This window comes from Chryseolinea lacunae (assembly GCF_016735595.1).
Taxonomy (GTDB): Bacteria; Bacteroidota; Bacteroidia; order Cytophagales; family Cyclobacteriaceae; genus Chryseolinea; species Chryseolinea lacunae.
The window spans coordinates 794,850-816,377 of the sequence record NZ_JAERRB010000001.1 but is presented as its reverse complement, the minus strand read 5'-3'; the positions used below and the strand labels follow the sequence as shown (position 1 = coordinate 816,377).

Annotated in this window: 13 protein-coding genes; 9 read left to right on the top strand and 4 right to left on the bottom strand. The window is 54.0% G+C overall.

Annotated features, from left to right (window positions below; translation table 11 throughout):
* Positions 1–2,478: an ATP-dependent helicase HrpB gene (gene hrpB / locus JI741_RS03095; RefSeq protein WP_202007271.1), complete on the top strand. Its 2,478-nt coding sequence runs from the start codon at positions 1–3 to the stop codon at positions 2,476–2,478.
* Positions 2,479–2,500: 22 nt separating this feature from the next.
* On the opposite strand, the gene JI741_RS03090 is transcribed toward hrpB, so the two are convergent.
* The 3 genes from JI741_RS03090 to JI741_RS03080 are packed head-to-tail and all read right to left on the bottom strand — an operon-like array spanning position 2,501 to position 6,855.
* Positions 2,501–3,169: a uracil-DNA glycosylase family protein gene (locus JI741_RS03090; protein WP_202007269.1), complete on the bottom strand. Its 669-nt coding sequence runs from the start codon at positions 3,167–3,169 to the stop codon at positions 2,501–2,503.
* Positions 3,170–3,220: 51 nt separating this feature from the next.
* On the bottom strand, positions 3,221–4,870 hold the full coding sequence (locus JI741_RS03085) for a M28 family metallopeptidase (RefSeq protein ID WP_236675852.1): 1,650 nt from the start codon (positions 4,868–4,870) through the stop codon (positions 3,221–3,223).
* A gap of 59 nt (positions 4,871–4,929) precedes the next feature.
* Positions 4,930–6,855: an AAA domain-containing protein gene (locus tag JI741_RS03080; protein ID WP_202007268.1), complete on the bottom strand. Its 1,926-nt coding sequence runs from the start codon at positions 6,853–6,855 to the stop codon at positions 4,930–4,932.
* A 165-nt stretch (positions 6,856–7,020) separates the two neighbouring features.
* On the opposite strand from JI741_RS03080, the gene JI741_RS03075 reads away from it, so the two are divergent.
* The 3 genes from JI741_RS03075 to JI741_RS03065 all read left to right on the top strand — a co-directional run bounded on the left by JI741_RS03075 (position 7,021) and on the right by JI741_RS03065 (position 12,024).
* Positions 7,021–8,610, top strand: a complete 1,590-nt coding sequence (locus JI741_RS03075) for an N-acyl-D-amino-acid deacylase family protein (RefSeq protein ID WP_202007266.1) — start codon at positions 7,021–7,023, stop codon at positions 8,608–8,610.
* 91 nt (positions 8,611–8,701) lie between these two features.
* Entirely contained in the window at positions 8,702–11,122 is a 2,421-nt protein-coding gene (locus JI741_RS03070; RefSeq protein WP_202007264.1) for an ABC transporter permease, read from the top strand.
* Positions 11,123–11,274: 152 nt separating this feature from the next.
* Positions 11,275–12,024, top strand: a complete 750-nt coding sequence (locus tag JI741_RS03065) for a GIN domain-containing protein (RefSeq protein ID WP_202007262.1) — start codon at positions 11,275–11,277, stop codon at positions 12,022–12,024.
* Between the two features lie 113 nt (positions 12,025–12,137).
* Here the strand turns inward: JI741_RS03065 and JI741_RS03060 are convergent, their stop codons facing one another.
* On the bottom strand, positions 12,138–13,997 hold the full coding sequence (locus JI741_RS03060; RefSeq protein ID WP_202007260.1) for a GAF domain-containing protein: 1,860 nt from the start codon (positions 13,995–13,997) through the stop codon (positions 12,138–12,140).
* Positions 13,998–14,482: 485 nt separating this feature from the next.
* Here JI741_RS03060 and JI741_RS03055 point away from each other — a divergent pair, with 485 nt between their 5' ends.
* The 5 genes from JI741_RS03055 to JI741_RS03035 all read left to right on the top strand — a co-directional run bounded on the left by JI741_RS03055 (position 14,483) and on the right by JI741_RS03035 (position 21,525).
* Positions 14,483–15,100, top strand: a complete 618-nt coding sequence (locus JI741_RS03055; RefSeq protein ID WP_202007258.1) for a response regulator — start codon at positions 14,483–14,485, stop codon at positions 15,098–15,100.
* 277 nt (positions 15,101–15,377) lie between these two features.
* Positions 15,378–15,914 (top strand): DUF4142 domain-containing protein, encoded by a 537-nt coding sequence (locus JI741_RS03050; protein ID WP_202007256.1) that lies wholly within the window; start codon positions 15,378–15,380, stop codon positions 15,912–15,914.
* A 380-nt stretch (positions 15,915–16,294) separates the two neighbouring features.
* Positions 16,295–16,879, top strand: a complete 585-nt coding sequence (locus JI741_RS03045; protein WP_202007254.1) for an RNA polymerase sigma-70 factor — start codon at positions 16,295–16,297, stop codon at positions 16,877–16,879.
* Between the two features lie 139 nt (positions 16,880–17,018).
* A complete protein-coding gene (locus JI741_RS03040) occupies positions 17,019–17,999 on the top strand; it encodes a FecR family protein (protein WP_202007252.1) in 981 nt (326 codons plus the stop codon).
* Positions 18,000–18,177: 178 nt separating this feature from the next.
* Positions 18,178–21,525 carry a SusC/RagA family TonB-linked outer membrane protein gene (locus JI741_RS03035; protein WP_202007250.1) on the top strand — a complete coding sequence of 1,116 codons (3,348 nt, stop codon included), beginning with the start codon at positions 18,178–18,180 and terminating at the stop codon, positions 21,523–21,525.
* The last annotated feature ends 3 nt before the right edge of the window (positions 21,526–21,528 follow it).

Genomic DNA, 21,528 nt, shown 5'->3' with positions numbered 1-21,528 from the left:
ATGTCTGTTTCATATCCCGTCCAGGAAATTGTTCCCCAACTGAAAGAAGCCTTGCTGCACCACCGCGTGGTGATTTTGCAGGCGCCGCCCGGTGCCGGAAAAAGTACAGTGCTTCCGTTGATGCTTCTGGATGAGCCCTGGTTGCAGGGCAACAAGATGATTATGCTGGAACCGCGCAAACTGGCCGCGCGTTCGGTAGCCCACCGCATGGCCTCCCTGCGCAACGAAGACGCCGGCGAAACCATTGGCTACCGCGTGCGCTTCGAGAGCGTGGTGAGCGGCCGCACACGCTGCGAGGTGGTAACGGAGGGGATACTGACCCGCATGCTGCAAAACGACAACGCCCTCGAAGGCGTGAACCTCGTGATCTTCGACGAGTTTCACGAACGCAGCCTCCATGCAGACCTCGCCCTCGCGCTTTGTCTTCAGGCCCAGAATGTGCTGCGCGACGACCTGCGCATCCTCATCATGTCGGCCACTCTCGACGGCGAAAAAATTTCGTCGCTGCTTGGCAACGCTCCCATCATCACCAGCCTCGGACGACAATATCCCGTGTCGCTGCGTTATGCCGCACCCGATAAAGACACCTACCTCGCACCCGCCACCGCGCGCGTGATTCGCAAGGCATTGACCGAACAACAAGGCGACATCCTCACGTTTCTACCCGGCACCGCCGACATCCATCGTGTGGCCGAGTTGCTGGAAACCGAAAACTCAGACGTGAGCATCAACCCGCTCTATGGCGACCTGCCGTTCAAGAAACAGCAGGAGGCCATCACACCACACCCACAAGGAAAACGCAAGGTGGTGCTGGCCACATCCATTGCCGAAACCTCGCTCACCATCGAAGGCATCACCACCGTGGTGGACAGTGGTTATGCGCGCGTCCCGAAATTTGATCCGCGCAGTGGACTGACACGATTGGAAACCATTCGCGTCACACGCGATGCGGCCGATCAACGGTCGGGCCGTGCGGGCAGGCTTGGGCCGGGCATAGCCTACAGGATGTGGCCCGAGACGTTGCATCACACCTTGCAACCACATCGCCAACCCGAAATTTTAGAAGCCGATCTTGCTCCACTCATGCTGGAGCTGGCAAACTGGGGTGTTCAGAATATCAATGAGCTCACGTGGATCACGCCACCACCCGCGGGCGCCATCAATCAGGCAAAAGAACTGTTGCAGCAGCTTGGTGCCACTGTGGGCAACGTGATCACCGCGCGTGGTCGTGAAATGCTTCGGCTGCCAACCCATCCGCGCATAGCACACATGTTGCTGGAAGGTGGAACACTCACGGCCCTGGCAACCGACATCGCCGCGTTGCTGGAAGAACGCGACCCCATGGCAAAGACCGCGGGTGCAGACGTGTCGCTGCGCGTGGAAGTGTTGAGAAAGTGGCGCGCGGGCGAACGCGTCAATGCCGACCGGCAGTCGCTGGAACGGGTTGAGCGTGTAGCCTTGTCGTGGCGAAAGATCTTCAAGATTGCCGCCGACAACGCGATGCCCATCGACTCGGATGTGGGACGTTTGCTGGCCGAAGCCTATCCCGAACGCATTGCCCGCCAAATGGAAAAATCGGGCGTGCGCTATAAACTTGCCAACGGCCGCGTGGTGCGCCTGCCCGACCACGACCCGCTGATGCGCGAAACGTGGCTTGCCGTGGCCCAACTGGACAGCGGCACGGGCGAAGGAAAAATTTTTCTCGCCGCCCCGCTCGACGAAGAAGATCTTGTGCACCGCGCCGAAGAAAAAGAAGTGGTGTCGTGGAATGCTGAGAAAGGTATGATCACGGCGGTGCTGGAAAGACGCATTGGCAATGCATTGCTCGCCACGCGTCCGCTCACCAACGTGTCGGAGGCGTTGCGCATAAAAATATTGTGTGAGGCCGTTCAGGCCGAAGGACTGAAAATGTTGCCCTGGGAAGAAACACACGACGCGTGGCAAGCGCGCGTGATGAGCCTGCGCACCTGGCGCCCCGACGACGGCTGGCCCGACGTGAGCGCAGAACATCTGTTGCAAACCACCGACGAGTGGCTGGCGCCCTATTTACAAAACGTGACCCGCCGCCAGGATTTTAACAAACTTCCGCTCGATCAGATTTTGGCCGGCCTCATTCCCTGGAACCTCAACAGTCGCCTCGATGTGCTGGCTCCTCCTAAACTATCCGTGCCCAGCGGGTCCATGATAAAACTTCACTATGCTTCCGATGGCAGGCCGCCGTTCATTGAAGTGCGCTTGCAGGAAGTGTTTGGCTTGCAGGAAACCCCCGCGGTGAACGAAGGCAGAAATAAAATCATTCTCCATCTGCTGTCGCCAGGCTACAAACCCGTGCAGGTGACGCAGGACCTGAAAAGCTTCTGGCAAACTACCTATCACGAAGTGCGCAAGGAAATGCGCATGCGCTACCCGCGCCACCATTGGCCCGAAGATCCGTGGACGGCCGAAGCAGTGCGCGGCGCGAAACGCAGAAATACATAGACCAAGCTTTTTATAGGGCCCGTTAGACGCTCAACTTTTCAAGATAGAGGTCTACATATTCAGCCACCTTCTTTCGCTTATACTGCATGATGAAGCGCGGGTGGGGCAGAGGCACCACCGTGTCAAAAATCTGTAGCTCGTCGTTGAGGCGTTTCAGGTATTTATAGTTCTGCCCTTCGCCCAGACAGAAGCAGGTTGTGGTGTGGATGCCAAACGGGAGTTGGGTTTGCAGGGATGTTACGATGAAGGGCTTCAACACTTCCTGAAGTTTGGGAATGTCGTAGTAGTTCAGATTTTTTCCGTCTTTCATAAAGCCCAGCGGGCTGACGGCGCTGATGTAGAATTTTTTGTAGAATGTTTTTGCACCACCAAAGGCTTCAATCATGGCGTAGATGAAGTCGGCCGACAACTCTGCTTTTTTGGGGAGGTCGTTCGGGATGTGACAATATTTTTCAAGCTTCACCGGGTCGGTAAAGGGAATGCCGGTGAGCCCGCCGCCCAGCCGACCCGGATTGATGCCCATGATGATGAAGCGTTTTTTCTGATCGCCGTAATACTGGTTATAAAAAGTTTTACACAACGCCATTGCCATTTCGTCTTTGTAGGGATGAAGCACCTCCACGCCCTTTGGAAGTTTTTGTGCGATGTGCAGCGTGGAATAGAAATTCAAAATCTGCTCGGAGAATGTCATGGTAGTGATAGCGAAAACGTCCGGCGTGGGCCGGACGTTTGTGATGTGATTTTATTTTTTGGGTTCGCGAAGCGATTTAAACTCCGATGTGCTTTTCCACTGCGGCCATTTTTCTTCGAACGACAGGCGCTTGCCCACCTGGAGCATGAGCTTGGCATCTTCCACAGCGCCGCTCAGATCCCACTGCGCATCGAACTGGTCGTTGGGTTGGTGATAGCGGTTCTTCGTGTATTCGGCTTCGGCTTCGCGTCCGAAATCTTTCCCCTTGTCAACATGGTCGATGCCGTTGCCGGAGAACAACGCGGGGATGCCCACCTTGGCAAAGTTGAAGTGGTCGGAACGGAAATACATGCCGGCCACGGGGTTGGGATCGGGCGCGAGGTAGCGACCTTGCTTTGTAGCTTCCTCTTTCAGATAGTCATCTAACTCCGATTGCCCAAGACCGATCACGGTGATGTCTTTCATGCGGCCATACACGTTGGTGAAATCGATGTTGATGTTGGCCACGGTTTGCCCGACGGGGTAGACCGGATTTTGTGCATAGTAGGCCGAGCCCCACAGGCCCTGCTCTTCGGCTGTCACGGCGAGAAACACAATGGAGCGTTTGGGTTTGTTTTTCAGTGCCTTAAAGCCTTTGGCAATTTCCATCATGGTGGCCACACCGCCGGCGTTGTCTACCGCGCCGTTGTAGATGGAGTCGCCCGCGTCGTTGGGTTTGCCGATGCCGAAGTGATCCCAGTGCGCCGTGTAGATGATGTATTCGTCGGGTTTCTCGCTGCCCGTGATTTTGGCGATGGCGTTGTATGATTTATTGTAAGTGGTCTTCAGTTTCACCTGTGTGCTCACCTTGGTGTTCAGTGAAAAACCTTTGAAGCCCGGCTGTCGTGCTTTCGATTGCCATTCGCCAAAGTTCAGGCCTGCCGCTTCGAAAAGTTTTTCGGTGGCCGGCATCGATGTCCATCCTACACCTTCGCAGAAGTATTGATTCTTGCCACGCGGGTCGAGATAGAGGTGGGGCGCATTCCAACTGTTTTGCACCACCCAAAAACCATAGCCGGCCGGCACGGTGTTATGAATCACAAGACAACCCTTGGCACCCTGGCGCGCCGCTTCTTCAAATTTATAGGTCCACCGTCCATAGTAGGTCATGGTGTTGCCTTTGAAGAACGTGGTGTCTTCGCCGCCAAAGCCGGGATCGTTCACCAGCACCAGCACGATTTTATTTTTCACGTCAAGATCCTTGTAATCGTTCCAGTTATACTCCGGTGCCACAATGCCAAAGCCGGCAAACACAAGCTCTTCGTCTTTCCACGAAAGCAACGAGTCGGTGCGTTGCGACCAGAGCACGTAGTCTTTGAATCCGGAGAGGGTGATGTTTTTCTTTGTGCTCTTCACGGCCATGGTGGTGTCGGCCGTGGGAAGAATTTCTACCATGGGCACTTCCTGCAAATAGCTTGTGCCGTTGCCGGGTTCGAGCCCCAGGGTTTTGAATTGTTCTTCGAGGTATGTCAACGTAGTTTTTTCGCCGGCCGTGAAGGGGCGTCGTCCTTGAAACTCGTCGGAGGCAAGCGATTGAATGGTAGCGGCAAGTCCGGTGGGGGTGATGGCGGCCAGGCCGTCGTCGCTGTTGTAGGCATCGTGCTTGCAGGCGGTGAGGGCCAACAAGACCAGCAGCATCATCGGTCTACAAAGTGTTTTCATGAGGTTCGTTTGAAAGTGAAAATACAAAATAAAAATTTTCAATCGTATGGCGCGTTGGTTTAGTAGATGATTTCGAATGCGCTTTTATAAAATCCTCCGGCCTGTACATACTCAATTAGCTCCAGATAAAACGGGTGTGCACCCAGCGTGGCACTGTCGCCGATCATGATCAGTTTTTTTCGGGCGCGGGTCATGGCCACATTGGTGCGGCGGATGTCGCCGAGAAAACCCACTTCGCTTTTGTCGTTGCTGCGCACAAAGCTGATGGCGATCACGTCGCGCTCCTGTCCCTGAAAAGCATCCACGGTGTTGATGGCCACGAGACGATGTAATGGTTCGAGAATGGCCGAAGCCTCGGCAAGTTTTTGGAAGTAGTCCACTTGCGCGCGATAGGGTGTGATGATGCCCATGGTGATCCCCTGGTCAAGCCACACGTCGGTTCCGATTTCTTCTACCAATGCTTCCACCTGGCGCAACAGCAAACGGGCTTCTTCTTCGTTGAAGCGGCTCAGCGTTTCTTTGTCTTGTGCTTCGGTATAGCCACACCCCGCCGTGTCGATAAACTCCACGGGCGATTGGTTGGGGCGCAGCAACGTGTGCTTCACGCTGTCGTCGGCCACCAACTCATCCCTATAAAAATAAGCCGACGAAAATTTCATGATGGCTTCGTGCATGCGATACTGCACCGTGAGCATGGTGGTCGTGTGGGGTTGCCGTGTCATGCCCTTTTCAAAAAGGGTTTGGGCCAGCCCTTGCTTTGCCGCTTCATTTGATTTGATGGTGGGCGGAAGTTGCTGGTGATCGCCCGCCAGCACCACGCGATGGCTGCGGAGAATGGGCACCCAGCATGCAGGCTCCAACGCCTGTCCCGCTTCATCGATGAACACGGTCCTGAATTTTTTTCCACGCAACACCGCGTGCGACGAACCCACCAGGGTGCAGCAGATGGCCTGCGTGTTTTGCAGCAGATCGTTCACAATATAAAACTCCAGCAAGTCGGCGTCGGCTTTCAACGCTTTCGATTCCTGCATCAGCATCTTGCGTTGCTGGCGTTCCTGGTAGCCAAACTCGCGCTTGTATTTGAACGCTGCGCTGCGCACCTGTTCCATTTTTTTTCTGAGCGTGCGCAGCTCCTGGTAGTGTGGATGTTCGGCGATGCGAGCATCCAGTGTTTTGCTGAGGGTTTGTTCCGTGACACGCGCGGGGTGGCCGATGCGCACTACAGAGATATTTTGTTCGCTGAGTTTATCCGTCAACAGATCGACTGCGGCGTTGCTCGGGGCGCACACCAGCACTTGTTTCTCCACGCCCACCGTGCGCACGATGGCTTGCACGAGCGTGGTGGTTTTGCCGGTTCCGGGTGGGCCATGAATGAAGGCCACGTCCATGCCGTCGATGCGGTCGAGGGCTTGTTGCTGGCGATCGTTGAGGCCCGCCACAGTAACGCTGTTTCTCACATAGTCGCTGTCGCGTTTGGCGCGCGCATCGCCCAGCAACATTTCGCGCAGTTCGGCCACGCGGTTGTCTTCGGCTTTGATCACTTCCTTGAGGGCGAACTCCATTTCGCGATAGGTCATTTCCTCAAACATCACGTCTACGCCCAGCAGACCGTCTTCGATCCACTCGGGCAGTTCTTCGGCGTTGAGGGTAATCACCATGTTGTCGTCGCGCACGTAGTTCACCACGCCGCCAATGTGGTCGCGTTCGGGTTTGCCCGCACTGTTCGAAAACACGCTCACCGACTTGCCGCTCTGAAAGGCGTGAGGTTGTTCGTGACGGCCCGTGCGTTCCACCTCTATGATGAGCCGTTCGCCGGTGCCGATGTAGTCGCGCTTGAGGCGCACCGGATACCACGTGGTGCCATCCTGTGTGCGCTGGTTGAGCGAGCGGAGCAACACTTTCTGCCGGTAGTATTCCAGGTCGGCCTGGCGTTCGAGTTTGATGAGTTCGAGGGTCTTCTGGAGTTGTTGGCGAGTTGACATCATGCGCGGCAAAGATAACCTGTGGCAACCAACCCTGGCCGGGGTTCACGCATTTTTGTTTTGTATAACAATCCGCGCCGCCTCACACGATTCCTCTACCACTGATCAAGTATTTTTGATGAATGGCGTTTGTTCTTTTTATTTTCAGATTCCTAAACCTCCACCGTCATGCGCGCCATCCTAGTTCTGCTGTTTGCTATGGTATTGATCCATCCGCTGCTGGCCCAACCCTATGACCTGGTGTTGATAAACGGAAAAATTCTGGATGGCTCGGGCAACTCGTGGTTCTATGGCGATGTGGCAATACGCAACGGTAAAATTGTGGCCGTGGGAAAAATCGTTTCTCCGGACGCCCGCAAAGTTCTGGATGTGAAAGGACTCATTGTAGCTCCCGGCTTTGTGGATGTGCACACGCATATTGAAGGCAACGACCTGAAGGTGCCCATGGCCGGCAATTTTGTTTTTGATGGCGTCACCTCAGTGGTCACGGGAAACTGTGGCTCATCCAACACGGCGCTCGATCATTACTTCATGCAACTCGACAGCGTGAAAACATCTGTGAATGTGGCTACCCTTGTGGGTCACAACAGCGTGCGCCGCGCGGTGATGGGCGATGCACAACGCGACCCTTCGGCCGATGAACAAAAACAAATGGAAGCGCTGGTGGCAAAAGCCATGCGCGATGGTGCCGTGGGTTTTTCAACGGGACTCATCTATGTTCCGGGCACGTATTCTAAAACACCCGAGGTGATTGGCCTGGCCAAAGCCGCCGCGCAATACAACGGCGTCTATGCCTCACACATCCGCGACGAAGGCGACCATGTGACCGAGGCCATTGAAGAAGCCATCAACATCGGGCGACAAGCCAACATGCCCGTAGAGATCTCGCACTTTAAAGTGACGTACAAACCCAACTGGGGGAAATCGGTGAACACCCTGGCGCAAGTGGAGAAAGCCCGGCGCGACGGCATCGACGTTACCATCGATCAATACCCCTATGTGGCCAGCAGCACCACGCTGAACACCGTGTTGCCTTCATGGGCATTTTCCGGTGGCGACGACTCGTTGCAATATCGCTTGAAGACACCGGCCATCCGCGCCAAAATAAAAACCGAAATGCTGGAAACGCTGAAGCGTAAACTGCTGAAGAGCTATAGCTATGCCGTGGTGGCCCGCTATGGTGCCGACACCACCGTGAACGGCAAAACCATTTCGGAAGTGAACGTGCTGAAAGGCCGCAAGCCCAAAGCCGCCGACGAAGCCGAAACCATTTTGGAAATGGTGGCGAAAGGCAGCGCACAAATGGTGTACTTCAGCATGAACGAAAGCGACCTGAAGAACATCATGCAATACCCCTACAACATGTTTGCCTCCGACGCAGGCATTGCCCGCTTTGGTTCGGGCGTGCCACACCCGCGTGCCTATGGCACCAATGCGCGTGTGCTGGGGCAATATGTTCGCGAGCTCCATGTGATCACGCTCGAAGAAGCGGTGCGGCGCATGACCTCCTTACCCGCCCAAAAATTTCAGCTTCGCGACCGCGGCATGATTCGCGAAGGCCTCGCCGCCGACATCGTGGTGTTCGATGAAAAGACCGTGGGCGACAAGAGCACGTTTAGCCAGCCGCATTCTTTTTCGACCGGCTTCCGCCATGTGATCGTGAACGGACAACTGGTGATTGAAGACGGCAAACACAACGGAACGCGGAGCGGCGTGGTGTTGCACGGCCCGGGCTATGCTACGACCTCGAAACCGTGATGATGGTGTATCGCGTAGAAAATGAAACCGAAGCAGTGACAAGCCGTGGACTACCTCTATGAATCTAGTATATTGGTAGCGTTTAAAAACAATGGTTAAGAATTACCTGAAAATTGTTCTTCGGTTCATGCTCCGGCACAAGGGGTATTCCATGATCAACATCGCCGGCCTCACCATCGGCATCACGTGCACGCTGCTGATCATTCTCTACATACGCGACGAGTTGAGCTACGATCGTTTTCATCCCGATGCAGACGACACCTACCGCATCGGTTTTAGCGGCGCCATTGAAGGGCGCACGTTCAGCTCGGCCCAAACCGGCGGCCCCGTGGCAGCCGCGCTGCAAAAAGAAATTCCCGATGTGGCAAGCACCTTGCGCATGGCGTGCTGGGCCACGTTTCCGGTGCGGTATCAGGATCGCGTGTTCACCGAAGCCAAGCTGTTGCTGGCCGACGAAAATTTTTTCAGGTTCTTTCACTTCAACCTCGTGGAAGGTCATCCCGACTCGGTGCTGCACGGCGATGGCAAGGTTGTGATTACCGAATCGGCTGCCCGCCGCTACTTCGACTATAAGGGCAAGGGTGATAAAACGCCCATCGGAAAATCGTTGGTGCTGGCGCAGGGTTATATCGTGAAAGTGTCGGGCATTGCCGAAGACCCTCCCTTGAATTCGCATTTCCGGTTCACGCTTGTGCTGTCGCTCATTTCGTGGGATGAAGCCAACACCGGCGACTGGATGACACGCAAGCTGGTGACGTATGCCAAACTAAAACCCGGCGCTTCGCCCGACAGCGCGATGGCAAAGTTTAACGCGCTCACCGAAAAGAATGTGGGACGCGAAGTGGGACAAGGCACACACCAGGATTGGGTTGCGTTCACATCGCGGGGAAACCGTCTCCACTTTTTTGCCCAACCCTTGCCCGACATTCACCTCCACTCGCAACTGAGCGACGAGATCGAAGTCAACGGCGACATTCAATACATCTACATCTTTGGCTCCATTGCCGTGCTGGTAACGTTGCTGGCCTGCATCAACTTCATGAACCTGTCCACGGCCCGGTCGTCTACGCGGGCCAAGGAAGTGGGGGTGCGCAAAACAGTGGGTGCGCCCTATGGCAAACTGGTGGGACAGTTTTTGGTGGAGTCGTATTGTTATGTGTTGATTTCGGTTGGACTGTCGCTTTTTGGTATTGTGGTGTTGTTGCCGGTGCTCAATTATTTCACCGAAAAACAACTTCACGTCACAACGCTTTTTCGTCCGGTGTTTTTTACGAGCCTCGTGCTATTTGTGATGTTGGTGGGGTTGCTGGCGGGAAGCTATCCGGCCTACTACCTGTCGCGGTTCAACCCGGTGGAAGTGCTCACGGGCAAGCTGCGCATTCCCCGCAAGGGTTTTAGTCTGCGCAATGTGCTGGTGGTGTTCCAGTTTTTTATTTCCACGGTGCTGATCATTGCCACGCTGGCGGTCTATGAACAATTGCGTTTCATTCAGCGCGCCGCGTTGGGCTTTGACAAAGCCAATGTGGTGAACCTGCTCCACACCAAGAACCTTCGCAAGAATGGCATCACCTTCAAGCGGGAGCTGATGAGTTATCCCGAGATCAGCTCGGCCAGCTACGCCAACCGCCTGCCACCTCAGGTCGACTGGCAGTCGGTGTTTCGCCCAGTCGATTCGAAGACGGAATATTTGCTGGCGGTCTACGAAATGGATGCCGACCACCTGGAGACCATGCGCTACACCCTGGCCGAGGGCCGCTTCTTTTCCAGCCAGATTGCCAGCGACAGCAACGCGATCATCCTAAACCAGACCGCGGCAAAAAAACTTGGCTGGGAAAAATTTAAGGGGAAAAAGCTCGTTACAAACTATGACCACGATGGACGCGCGCGCGAAGTGATTGGCATTCTTCAGGATTTTAATTTTCAATCGTTGAAGGAGCCCGTGCAACCGCTGGCGGTGGTGCTGGGGCCGGAGCCAAACTGGGAGATGGCCATCCGCATCACAAAGGAAAACACGGAAGAGAAGCTGGCGCTGATCCGCACATTCTGGAAAAAATATGCGCCCGACGCGCCTTTCGAATACGTTTTCCTCGACAAAAATTTTGAGGCGAAGCAGGCGGCAGAACGAAAGCTGGGCACCATCTTTTTTCTGTTTACCTCGCTGGCCATCTTCATTGCGTGCCTGGGACTTCTGGGGCTGGCGTCATTCAAAGCCGAGCAGGCCACGAAGGAGATCGGTATCCGCAAAGTGATGGGCGCCACGGTGAACGACATTGTGCTGATGATGAACCGCGATTTTTTGAAGTTGGTGGTGGCGGCCAATGTGCTGGCCTGGCCCGTGGCAGCCTGGGCTGTGTATGTCTGGCTGAACCAGTTTGCCTACCGGATTTCGTTTCCATGGCTGGCGTTTTTGCTGGCCGGCGTCATCAGTTTTGTCATCGCGTTTGCTGCGGTGGGCTATCAGGCCGGCCGGGCTGCGCGGGGCAACCCTGTGAAATCTTTGCGAAATGAATAGGGGGCAGGTGCAACCTTTGTCCGCGTTTCCAAGTCTAGACTATGTGGCTGTTCCGGAACGGTCGAAAAAAATTGTGAACGTAGCATAGGGGTAAAGGCCGCGTCTGTTGTCTCTGCTCAAACCCCCTTAACATTTTAAAAGCATTCTCCCGTATGAAACCCTTTTCAAGAAACACCCTCCTCGCCGCGCTGCTGTTTGCCAGCCTGAGCCTCGCCGCGCAAGATGCCAAAGAAATTTCGCGCGACCTGAAGCCCTTCCGCAAAGTGGTGGCCTCACCCAAAATCAACCTCATTCTGGAACAGGGCGACCACGAAAGCATCCGCCTGGTCTACTCCAATGTGAATGCCGACAAAATCAACATCAAAGTTCACGGGCATACCCTGCGCGTTTACCTCGAAGACGCCAAAGTGACCGAGCGCAACGAACGCGTGTCGCCCCACGGCCGGAGAGGCATCTATCACGATGTGACCGTGACGGCCTATGTGACCTACAGACAATTGGAACACCTGGAAATTCGCGGCAACCAGGAACTCACTTGCAAGAGCCCGCTCACCGCCGAAAAGTTTGTGCTGAAGGCGTATGGTGAAAACGAAATTACGCTGGCCTCTGTGAAAAGCGACTATCTGAAAACAAGCCTCTATGGCGAGAACAAACTTCGGATCAAAGGCGGCAAAGCTGAATTCCAGAAATACAAATTGTTTGGCGACAACCGAATCGACACCCAGGAACTGAAAAGCTATTCGGCCACCGCCAACATCTTTGGTGAAAGCAAACTTAAACTGAGCACCCAGGACCAACTGAAAATAAACGCCTTTGGCGAATCGCAGATTTCGTATAACGGCGACGCCAGCGTGAACAAGGGCCTCATCTTTGGCCGCACGGAAATCAACAAGCTGAACTAAGCGATATTCTTCTCGGAAGAAAAAAAATCCAATCCTTCATCGGGTTGGATTTTTTATGCGCAGGTTTTCGCGATCGCGTTGCCTCATTCGGGCCGTGAACGCGCAACCGTTCCCTATGATTCCACCAATGTTTCGGCGAGTGCCAGGCGTTGTTTCAGACTTCTTATTTCGGCTTCGAGGGCTTCGCGTTGGCGGTGCATTTCTTCCTGGGTGGCCAGAAGCTCTTCGGCATTTTCGCGCATCAGTTCTTCTTTTTGGGAGAGCACGTCGGCGCGCTGTCGCGACTCTTCCAGCAGGCGGCGTGTTTCGGACGAGGTTTGTTTGTTGAGCAGCAGGGTGGCGATGCTTTCGGCGATGCGCTCCACAAACTCCACCTCGTGCGGAAGCAGCATCTTGAACGATGCCAGTTCCAGCACACCCATCACGCGCTTTCGTACTTGCAATGGCACCAGCACGATGTTGCGTGGTGTGGCCTCGCCGAGGCCTGAGGTGATCTTTATGAAATCGTCGGGAACATCTTTGAGGTAGATGGTTTCTCCTTCGAGCACGCACTGGCCGATGAGGCCGGTTCCGGGAGTGACGCGATCGTTGGTGAATTTCTTTTTGGCGTAGGCATAGGTGGAGAGCCGTTCGAGGTGACGATCGTTGTCGTGGCCTTGCAAAATGTAGAGCGCGCCCTGGTTGGTATGCAGGTAATCGACCATCAGTTTCAGGATGCGGTCGCCCACGGTTTCGAGGGCTTCGGCTTCGTTCTTCAGCACGTCGTTGAAGCGGGCCATGCCTTCGTTCATCCAGTTTATTTTGCGTTGGTGTTCTTCGGCATGGTTCAATTTTTCCTGCGCGCTCACCAGCGATCGCGCCAGCACGTCGTTGGCATATTGGTCTTCATAGCGCATGCCGAGGTCGCCGGAGCCAAGGCGCTCGGCAAAGGTGGTGGCCGCCCGCAGACGGTCTATGAATTGGTTGAATGCCATTTTGGTTTGACCGATTTCTTCGGTGCTGAGCACGTGAAGTTTGTCGGGAAAAATGCCTGCCGCCAGCTTTTGCATGCCACTGCGGATTTCTTTGATGGACCGGGTGAGCAGGTTGGCATAGACCAGCGCCATGGCGATGCCCACCACAATCTGCACCGAGAAGATGATCCATAAGATCCATTGCGTGCTGTCGATCTGGGCCTCGTTGCGTTCTTTCACCTGGGTTCGGATGGCCTCTATGTGCGGGCGAATGACCGTGAAATAGTTTTTGATGCGCCCGCGAAGGCCCTGATCTTCGGTGAGGCCGATTTGTTTTTCGATGGCCACCACGTTGTTGAATTCTGTCTTGTAGTGCTGCAAGTGGGGCAACAGGGCCGTGCCGCCACTGGTGGTTAGCTGTGTGCTGAAGATGTCGAAACGTTGATTGAATTCGTCGAGATACTTGAGGTCCTTGCGAAGGAAAAAATCTTTTTCGTGACGACGCAGCATGAGCATGGTGCTTTTGTCGAAGTCCACGCCGGAGTTCTCGACGTTGTGTATGGCTTTGCGGAGGGTGCCTTCCAGGCCGTAGTCTTTGAAGCCGCGGGTTTTCAGCAGGGCCACCAGCTGTTGGAAATTCTGTTGCAGACTGTCGAGCGGGGCGATGAGGGTTTGGGAAATGTTTCGGTCCGTTGCGCCGGCCGGCAAGGTCTCGAATTGGGTGATCACGATCTTGGCTTGCGCATAGTTTTCCATGAACGAGTCCAACACCGGCGACTGCTGCTGTTCGAGGAATGATTTTGATTTGTAGCCTTCATAGATGAATTCACGAAGGGCCAGGTCCATGGTTTCCAGCTGTAGTTTCAGCAGATCGGCTTTTTCGTTGATGCCCTTGAAGTAGATGATCCGATCGATAGACGACACCGAAAAAATGATGAGCAGGACCGAAAGCAGCAAAAGTGATCCGAAGGCAGCCAGCAACTTGATGCGGATGCGCAACCCCAAGATGAAGTCTTTCATCGTCAAAAAAAATACGGTTCAGGTGTGAGAAGGGACTTTAACCTTCCAAAGTAACACACCCGGCATTACCCCGCGGCGAGGAGAACGTTACCGTTATATTAACAAGTTGAACTTGCCCAAGTGCCGATGGAATGGGATGCGCTTTGGGTGTGGGGCACTTGCCACCAACCCAACCCTGCGTGAAGGATGGCAGTGGAAAGCCCACAGCCGCGGGGGATGGCGCGATGAGGCGAGGACTTGTAGCGGACAGCCTGTCCCTCCGCCTGCAGGCGGAGGGACACGCCCAAACTTTTTGACATATTGCGCATGTCTGCCGTTTGTGAAGCGTGTGAAAAATCATGGAAAACAAGGACGCGGCACGACGCAGTGGTATGTTACTTTGTGTGGTGATGAGGAATGATGGTGCGTTCCATTTTTTTGATTCGAAAACAGAACGTACATTCCACAGCAAGGCGCCCGGGCACCTACGGAACAAAACCAACCGCATGGCAACAAAGATTTTTATCACCGACGACCACTACATGATTGTGGAAGGCATTCGCTCGCTGCTGCAGCACGAGGCGGGGGTGGAGTGGATGGGGCATGCCATGACGGCGGCATCGTGTCTTGCATTTCTCCGGCAACAACAGCCCGACGTGATCCTGATGGACATCAGCCTGCCCGACATGAGCGGTATTGACCTGTGCAAGACGGTGAAAGAAAATTATCCCGCCGTGCACATTGTGGGACTGAGCTCGTTTAACCAGCAGAGTTTTATTCAGAAGATGCTCGACAACGGCGCCTCGGGCTACACCCTGAAGAACGCCACACGCGACGAACTGATCGAAGCCATTGACGCGGTGATGGACGGCCGCATCTATTTGAGTCACGATGCTTCCGTGACCATGAAAAGCAACAAGGACGCTAAGCTGCCTGTGATTACGCGTCGCGAAAAAGAAGTGCTGGTGCTCATTGCCGAAGGGCTTACCAACAACGAGATTGCCGAAAAGCTTTTCATCAGCTCCACCACCGTGGACACCCATCGCAAAAATTTGCTCACCAAGTTCGAAGCCAAGAACACCGCCACGCTGATCAAGATGGCGGTGCAGCAGCATTTCATTTAAAGCGCGCTACATGCTCATTCCCGTTTTGCCGAAGCAGCGCGGATTGCAAATTCGTTTGCTGGAATGATGTTGAAATCTGTCCACGGTAGGTGGTGAGCAATTTCTACGCTCGCGTTGCCGCGGGCCGGTATAATATTCTACAGTGGGAACGGCGATTATGGGGAAAACAATCGTTTCGTGGTGTTGTGTGATGCGATGATGTGGTTTTTTAGCGTGGCAAGGGCAGTATGGGCACTGGCATTCTTATTGTCAATGCTGAGTAAAAATCCCTTACCGTATGAAAACGTGGACTTTAGCAATGGCGCTCATCGGGTTGATGACGGTTGCGTGTGAAGAGGAAAGAGAGTCGATGATTGAAGGAAGCGACAAGTCTTTCTTGTTTGAAGCAGGTGCGGCCAATCAAGCCGAGTTGGAATATGCAAGGCTCGCCGCGGTGAAAGGCACATCGGAAGCCGTGCGGGCGTTTGGACAACAGACCATGATGGCGAAACAACAGGCGATCAATGACCTGAAGCGCATTGCCGACAATGACCACATTTTTCTGAACACCGCCATGGACGAAGCGCACCAGCAACAATTTGCCAGACTGGGCACCTTTGTGGGCATGCAGTTCGACACGTGTTATCTGAATTGCCAGATGAAGTGTCAACGGGAATCCATCGCGCTGTATGAGGCCGAACTCGAACAAGGCAAGGTAGAAGTTGTGAAGAACCACGTGTCAACCTTTTTGCCCAGCATGAAGAGCCGGGTGGTGACGGCAGGCGATCTTTCTGTGAGAGCGAATGCCGAAATTGCCGTGAAGGAAAATAACTAGCCGCAGCCGTTTGATGTTTTAAATGCCGGTTTTTTTTATAGCATAGCAGCGCGTCAACGACCAGAATGTTAGTTGAGTCGCTGCTTATTTTTTTGATGAAGGTTGTGGTGAAACGATGGAAAGAACATCGGTTTTTAAAATAGTTGACGCTTCATGTTTCGCAAGGTTGATGGACAGCAGACCCTGCTTTAGTTGTCGACCGATGAAAAAAAGTGACACTATTTCAGGTCGGCGTAGGGGATAGGCCGAAGTTGTGGTACATACTGATTTTGCCTGCTTTCAAGGCCCGCCCCAGATTAATTTATTGTTGATTTTTTCTTTGAAATGCCGGATGAAATAGACTACTTCATCCATTCGGAAACGATTGCAGCCCCTTTTTCATGAATTATTCAGCCCACCAGGAACGGTTTCAGATGTCGGACGAAGCATTGTTTGAGATGCTTCGCGAAGACCATGCGTGGGCTTTGAAAGAGATCTTTGAACGCCACAACCTTCGCTTGTTCCGCATGGCCGCTGGCGTGCTGAACGACGATGATCAGGCCAAGGACCTGGTGCAGGATGTGTTTGTGGATTTGTGGAATCGCCGGCACACGTCCAATGTGCAAATCTTGTCGCACTACCTTTCGCGGGCCATCAAGTTTCAGGTGTTGAAACAGCTGCGCAACGGGAAGTTGCAGGAGCATCACCTGAAGCTGGCGCAGAAAGTGCAGTTCGCCAATCAAACCGAAGAGCTGTTGAATTTTCAGGAGCTGGAAGAACAACTTCAAAAGGCCATCGCCGTGTTGCCCACGCGCTGCAAGGAAGTTTTTTTTCTGAGTCGTTATCAGAACTTATCGCACAAGGAAATCTCGACACGTCTCAAAATTTCTCCCAAGACTGTTGAAGCCCAAATTGGAAAGGCCCTCACGTTCCTGCGCTCGAAGCTGGAAGGCATCGTGTTGATGGTGGCCATGCTCTTCCTGTAAAATTTCCTTTTTTTATTCACGTGCTCCTTTCAGGCAACGTCTGTGCCCTTTGTATTTCAGGAAAATAATTGCGTAAAAAAGACCCCCGAGTATAGGGGATAGGCGACGGTTGTGGTACATCCTTTCAATACGCCGAAACATGACTCAAGAAGAATTCGAAGCGCTGATGGATAAGTATCTTGCCGGGCAGGCCACGGCCTCGGAAGAGCGGATGATGGATGATTTCTTCGCCGCCCAGGAACGGAAGCAATCGCTGGAGCACTATGGGCTCAGCGAAGCCATGTGGTCTTCCATCGAAAACCGTCTTCAACACAAAACAAAGCCTGCCAACAAGAAACCTTTGCGTCGTGTGTTGCTCCCCGTGTCGTTGGCCCTGGTGGCCACCATGGTTTGGGGTGTGCTCTATTATGCGGGCATGTTCTCTGAACCGGCTTCTGCACACTGGGTCACATCCGATTCGCCCCGTGGCCAAAAATCAGTCATCACCCTGGCCGATGGGTCGCGTGTGTTTCTGAATGCCGGCAGTTCCTTGTCTTATCCGGAAGTGTTCGACGCAGACATCCGCGAAGTGAAACTCACGGGCGAAGCATTCTTTGAGATCACAAAAAATCCGAAACGTCCTTTTGTGGTGACCTCCGGCAATGTGACCACGAAAGTGCTGGGCACGTCGTTCAACATTCAGGCGTTTCCCCAACAGCAAATCAGTGTGACGGTGGCCACGGGCCGTGTGCAGGTGGAGGCCACGTCGCCCCAGCAGCAGGAAGATGGCAAAGGTGCCAATCGCGTTATACTCACCCCCAACGATCAGGCGGTCTATGCCTCGGAGCAGGAAGGCCTGGTGATCTCGCACGTGAACATCGACAAGTTTCTTGCCTGGAAAGACAACACCTTGCTGTTTGAAAACAGTACGATTGAAGAAGCAGTGGCCGTGATGGAGCGCTGGTATAATGTGAGCATCGCCTTTGATGACGTGCGCATCAAGTCGTGTCGCATCAACGGTCAATACAAAGACGAAAGCCTGGAGAACGTGTTGAAAAGTATTCAGTATATGTATCACGTAGACTTCATGTTCACGGCCCAGAACACAGTGACACTCTATGGAAAAGGATGCAACCCCTAAATCAACCCACGTCATGAATACATCGTAAGCTGCGGGCCGCGTTGGCCTGAAAAAAGGAAGTCCGGTTGCCCTTGAATCTTGGCGGATGCAGGGTAGCCGGACTACGAGTCAAAACAAGTTTATTATTTCAACCCATTACAAATCTATGCAAATAAATCTATCTAAACTGCTAAAGTTTATGTCAGTGCAATGTTTGATCGTCATGATGATTCAGGTGTTGACAATGCAGTTTCTCGTCGCGGGAAATCTACATGCACAGAACCTGGCCGACACCAAGCTTTCGGCAGACATACGCAACAAGAAGCTGGTGGAGATTTTCAAGACGATCGAGAACAAGACGTCGTATGTGTTTGCGTTTCCGGAAGAGATCCGGAACGACGAGGCACGTTTCTCATTCACCTTTCGCAACGAAAGTCTGGACAATGTGCTGCGCAGAATGCGTCAGAAAACCAAGCTGAAATTTAAAGTGATCGACCTCACCATCACGGCCGTGTTTGACGAGCGTCGCGAGATACAAGCCGTGTTGCCCGAGCCGGAAAGTTTTGAACCGCCCACCGTCATCAGTGGCACCGTGACCGACGAACAAGGCAATGGCCTGCCCGGCGTGAACGTGTTGCTGAAAGGAACCGCCAGCGGCACCACCGCCGATGCCGACGGAAAATATTCCATCAGCGTTCCCGACGACAACGCAGTGCTGGTGTTCACTTTCATTGGCTATGAGACACGCGAAATGTCTGTGCTCGGCCAGAGCACCATCAACGTGGCCCTGAATCCTGACGCCAAAACACTGCAGGAGATTGTGGTGGTGGGCTATGGCACACAACGCAAAGGCGACGTGACCGGCTCCATCAGTTCGGTATCTAAAAAAGATTTTGAAGGCCAACCCATCACCCGTGTAGATCAGGCACTCCAAGGTCGTGTCACCGGCGTGCAGGTGACCAACGCCAGTGGTTCGCCCGGTGGTGCTGTGCGCATTCGCATTCGTGGTGCCAACTCGCTGAGCGGCGACAACGATCCGCTCTATGTGGTTGACGGTTTTGTGGGCGCCGACTTCAACACCATTAACCCCGACGACATTGCCTCGATTGATGTGTTGAAAGATGCTTCGGCCACCGCCATCTATGGAAGCCGTGGTGCCAACGGTGTGGTGATCATCACCACCAAGTCGGGCAAGAACGGTGAGATGAAAATCGACTTCGGTGTTCGCCTCTACAGTTCGCACCTCATCAAAAAATTCAATACCCTGAACGCGGTTGACTTTGCCAACGTGGCCAACGATCGCGCGAAAGCACTTACCCCCGACGGTGGCACCTATGTGCCCCGCTTCACCGAAGAACAGATTGCCGGCTTCCGCCAGAATGGAGGCACCGACTGGCAGGACGAAATTTTCAGACCGGCCGCCGGCCACGAATATCAGCTGGGCATTTCGGGAGGCAACGACAAAACGAGCTACCTGCTTTCCATGAACTACCTGAACCAGGACGGCATCATCGAGAACAGTGACTTTAAACGGTATGCGGTGCGCACCAACATCGTGTCGCAGATCTCGCAAAAGTTTTCGATGCGTTTCAACTTCACAGGCACACGCCGCGAGAACATGAACTCCGATGGCACGGGCCAACGCAGCGGTGCGCTGGGACAAGCATTGGCCTGGGCACCTACCACGCCGGTGTATGATGCCAACGGAAACTACATTCTGTATGATCCCGTGAGCTCGTTGTTTGCCAACCCGGTGGCGGTGACAAACGAAAACGAATACCGCGCCGAAAACACAAACGCCAACCTGCTCACCGGCCTGAAGTATGAAATCATTCAGGGCCTCACCTTCGATGTGCAACTGGGGTTGAACTATCTCAACTCGCAAGGCAAAGCGTTTCAGGGTTTTCCCGTGGCGCGCACGTGGGCCACGGCCGGCCGCTCGTCGTCGGAGAACGTTACGTGGCAAAACACAAACACACTTAACTATAAACACCTCTTCAATTCGGTGCACAGCCTGGATGTGACGTTGGTGTTGGAAGCGCAGAAGTTTACCGGCACAGGTTTCAATGTGAACGTGGCCAACCTCACGTATCCATCCCAATCCTACAACAACCTCTCGTTGTCTGCGTCCAGCACGGTGAGCTCGGGCTATTCGAGCTGGAGCTTGCTGTCGCAGATGGCGCGGGTCAACTATGCCTATAAGGATCGCTATTTGTTTTCGGGCGCCGTGCGTCGCGATGGATCGTCGAAGTTTCAGGGCAGCAACAAATACAGCGTGTTTCCTTCGGCCGCTGTGGGTTGGAAGATTTCGGAAGAAGACTTTATGCAACCCGTGGAGCTCATCAGCAACCTGAAGCTGCGCGGCAGCTGGGGCCTCACCGGCAACCAGGGCATCGGCCCTTACGGAACACTTTCGGCCTACGTGACCAACCTTGACGACGCCGGTGTGGTGTTTAACGGCAACGGTGGTCCACTCAAGTCGGGTATTCTGATGGGCAACCCCGGCAACCTCGATCTGAAGTGGGAAACCACCGAGCAAGTGGATGGCGGTTTGGACATAGACATCTTCAAAGGACGCCTGGGTGTGTCGGTAGACTATTTCGTGAAGAACACACGCGACCTGCTCATGCTGCGCTCCCTGCCCGGCTACATCGGTGGCTATAACATTCAATCAAACATCGGACAGATTCAGAACAAGGGTGTGGAAGTTTCATTACGCGCCACGCCCATACAAACTTCCGACTTTCAATGGAGCAGCAACCTGAACCTGTCGACCATCAAAAACAAAGTGGTGAGTCTGGGCGGCGACCGCGACACCATTCCGCTCGGCACCAACGTGCTCATCCCAGGCCAGGCCATGAACTCGCTGTGGGGCTTCCGCTTCCTGGGAACATGGAAACCCGATCAGGCCGCGCAGGCACAAGCCTTTGGCCTCAAGCCCGGCGACGCGCGCTATGAAGACGTGAACAACGACGGCATCATCAACGAAAAAGACTATCAGGTTATCGGCAACGGAACACCCAAGATCTCGCTGGGCTGGAACAACACGTTCACCTATAAAAACTTCTCACTGAATGTTTTCTTCCAGGGCTTCTTTGGTTTCGACAAGCTGAACTACACCTATGCCAACGGCATGCTGGCCAGCACCGACGCCAAGGAAATTATCTTTGCCGACATCCGGAACCGCTACATTCCCGGCGTGAACGAAACCTCCGACATTCCCGCGTTTAGCGCTGCGGCCAGCAACTCGTTCATTCAGTCGTCGCGGTTTGTGGAGCGTGGCAATTTTGTGCGCCTGAAAAATGTGAGCCTCACGTATTCGCTTCCGAAAACCGTGTTGAAGAATGTGGCGGCGGTTCGGTTCTTTGTGAGCGCCACCAACCTGTTCACCATCACGAAGTATAAGGGCATCGACCCCGAGTCGAACTCCAGCGGTGTGAGCGGCCTCACGTGGGACAACTTCGGCACCGACGTGCAGCAAGGCATCGACTTTGGATCGTATCCCAACGCGAAGACCTACACCGCCGGATTAAACTTCACTTTCTAAACC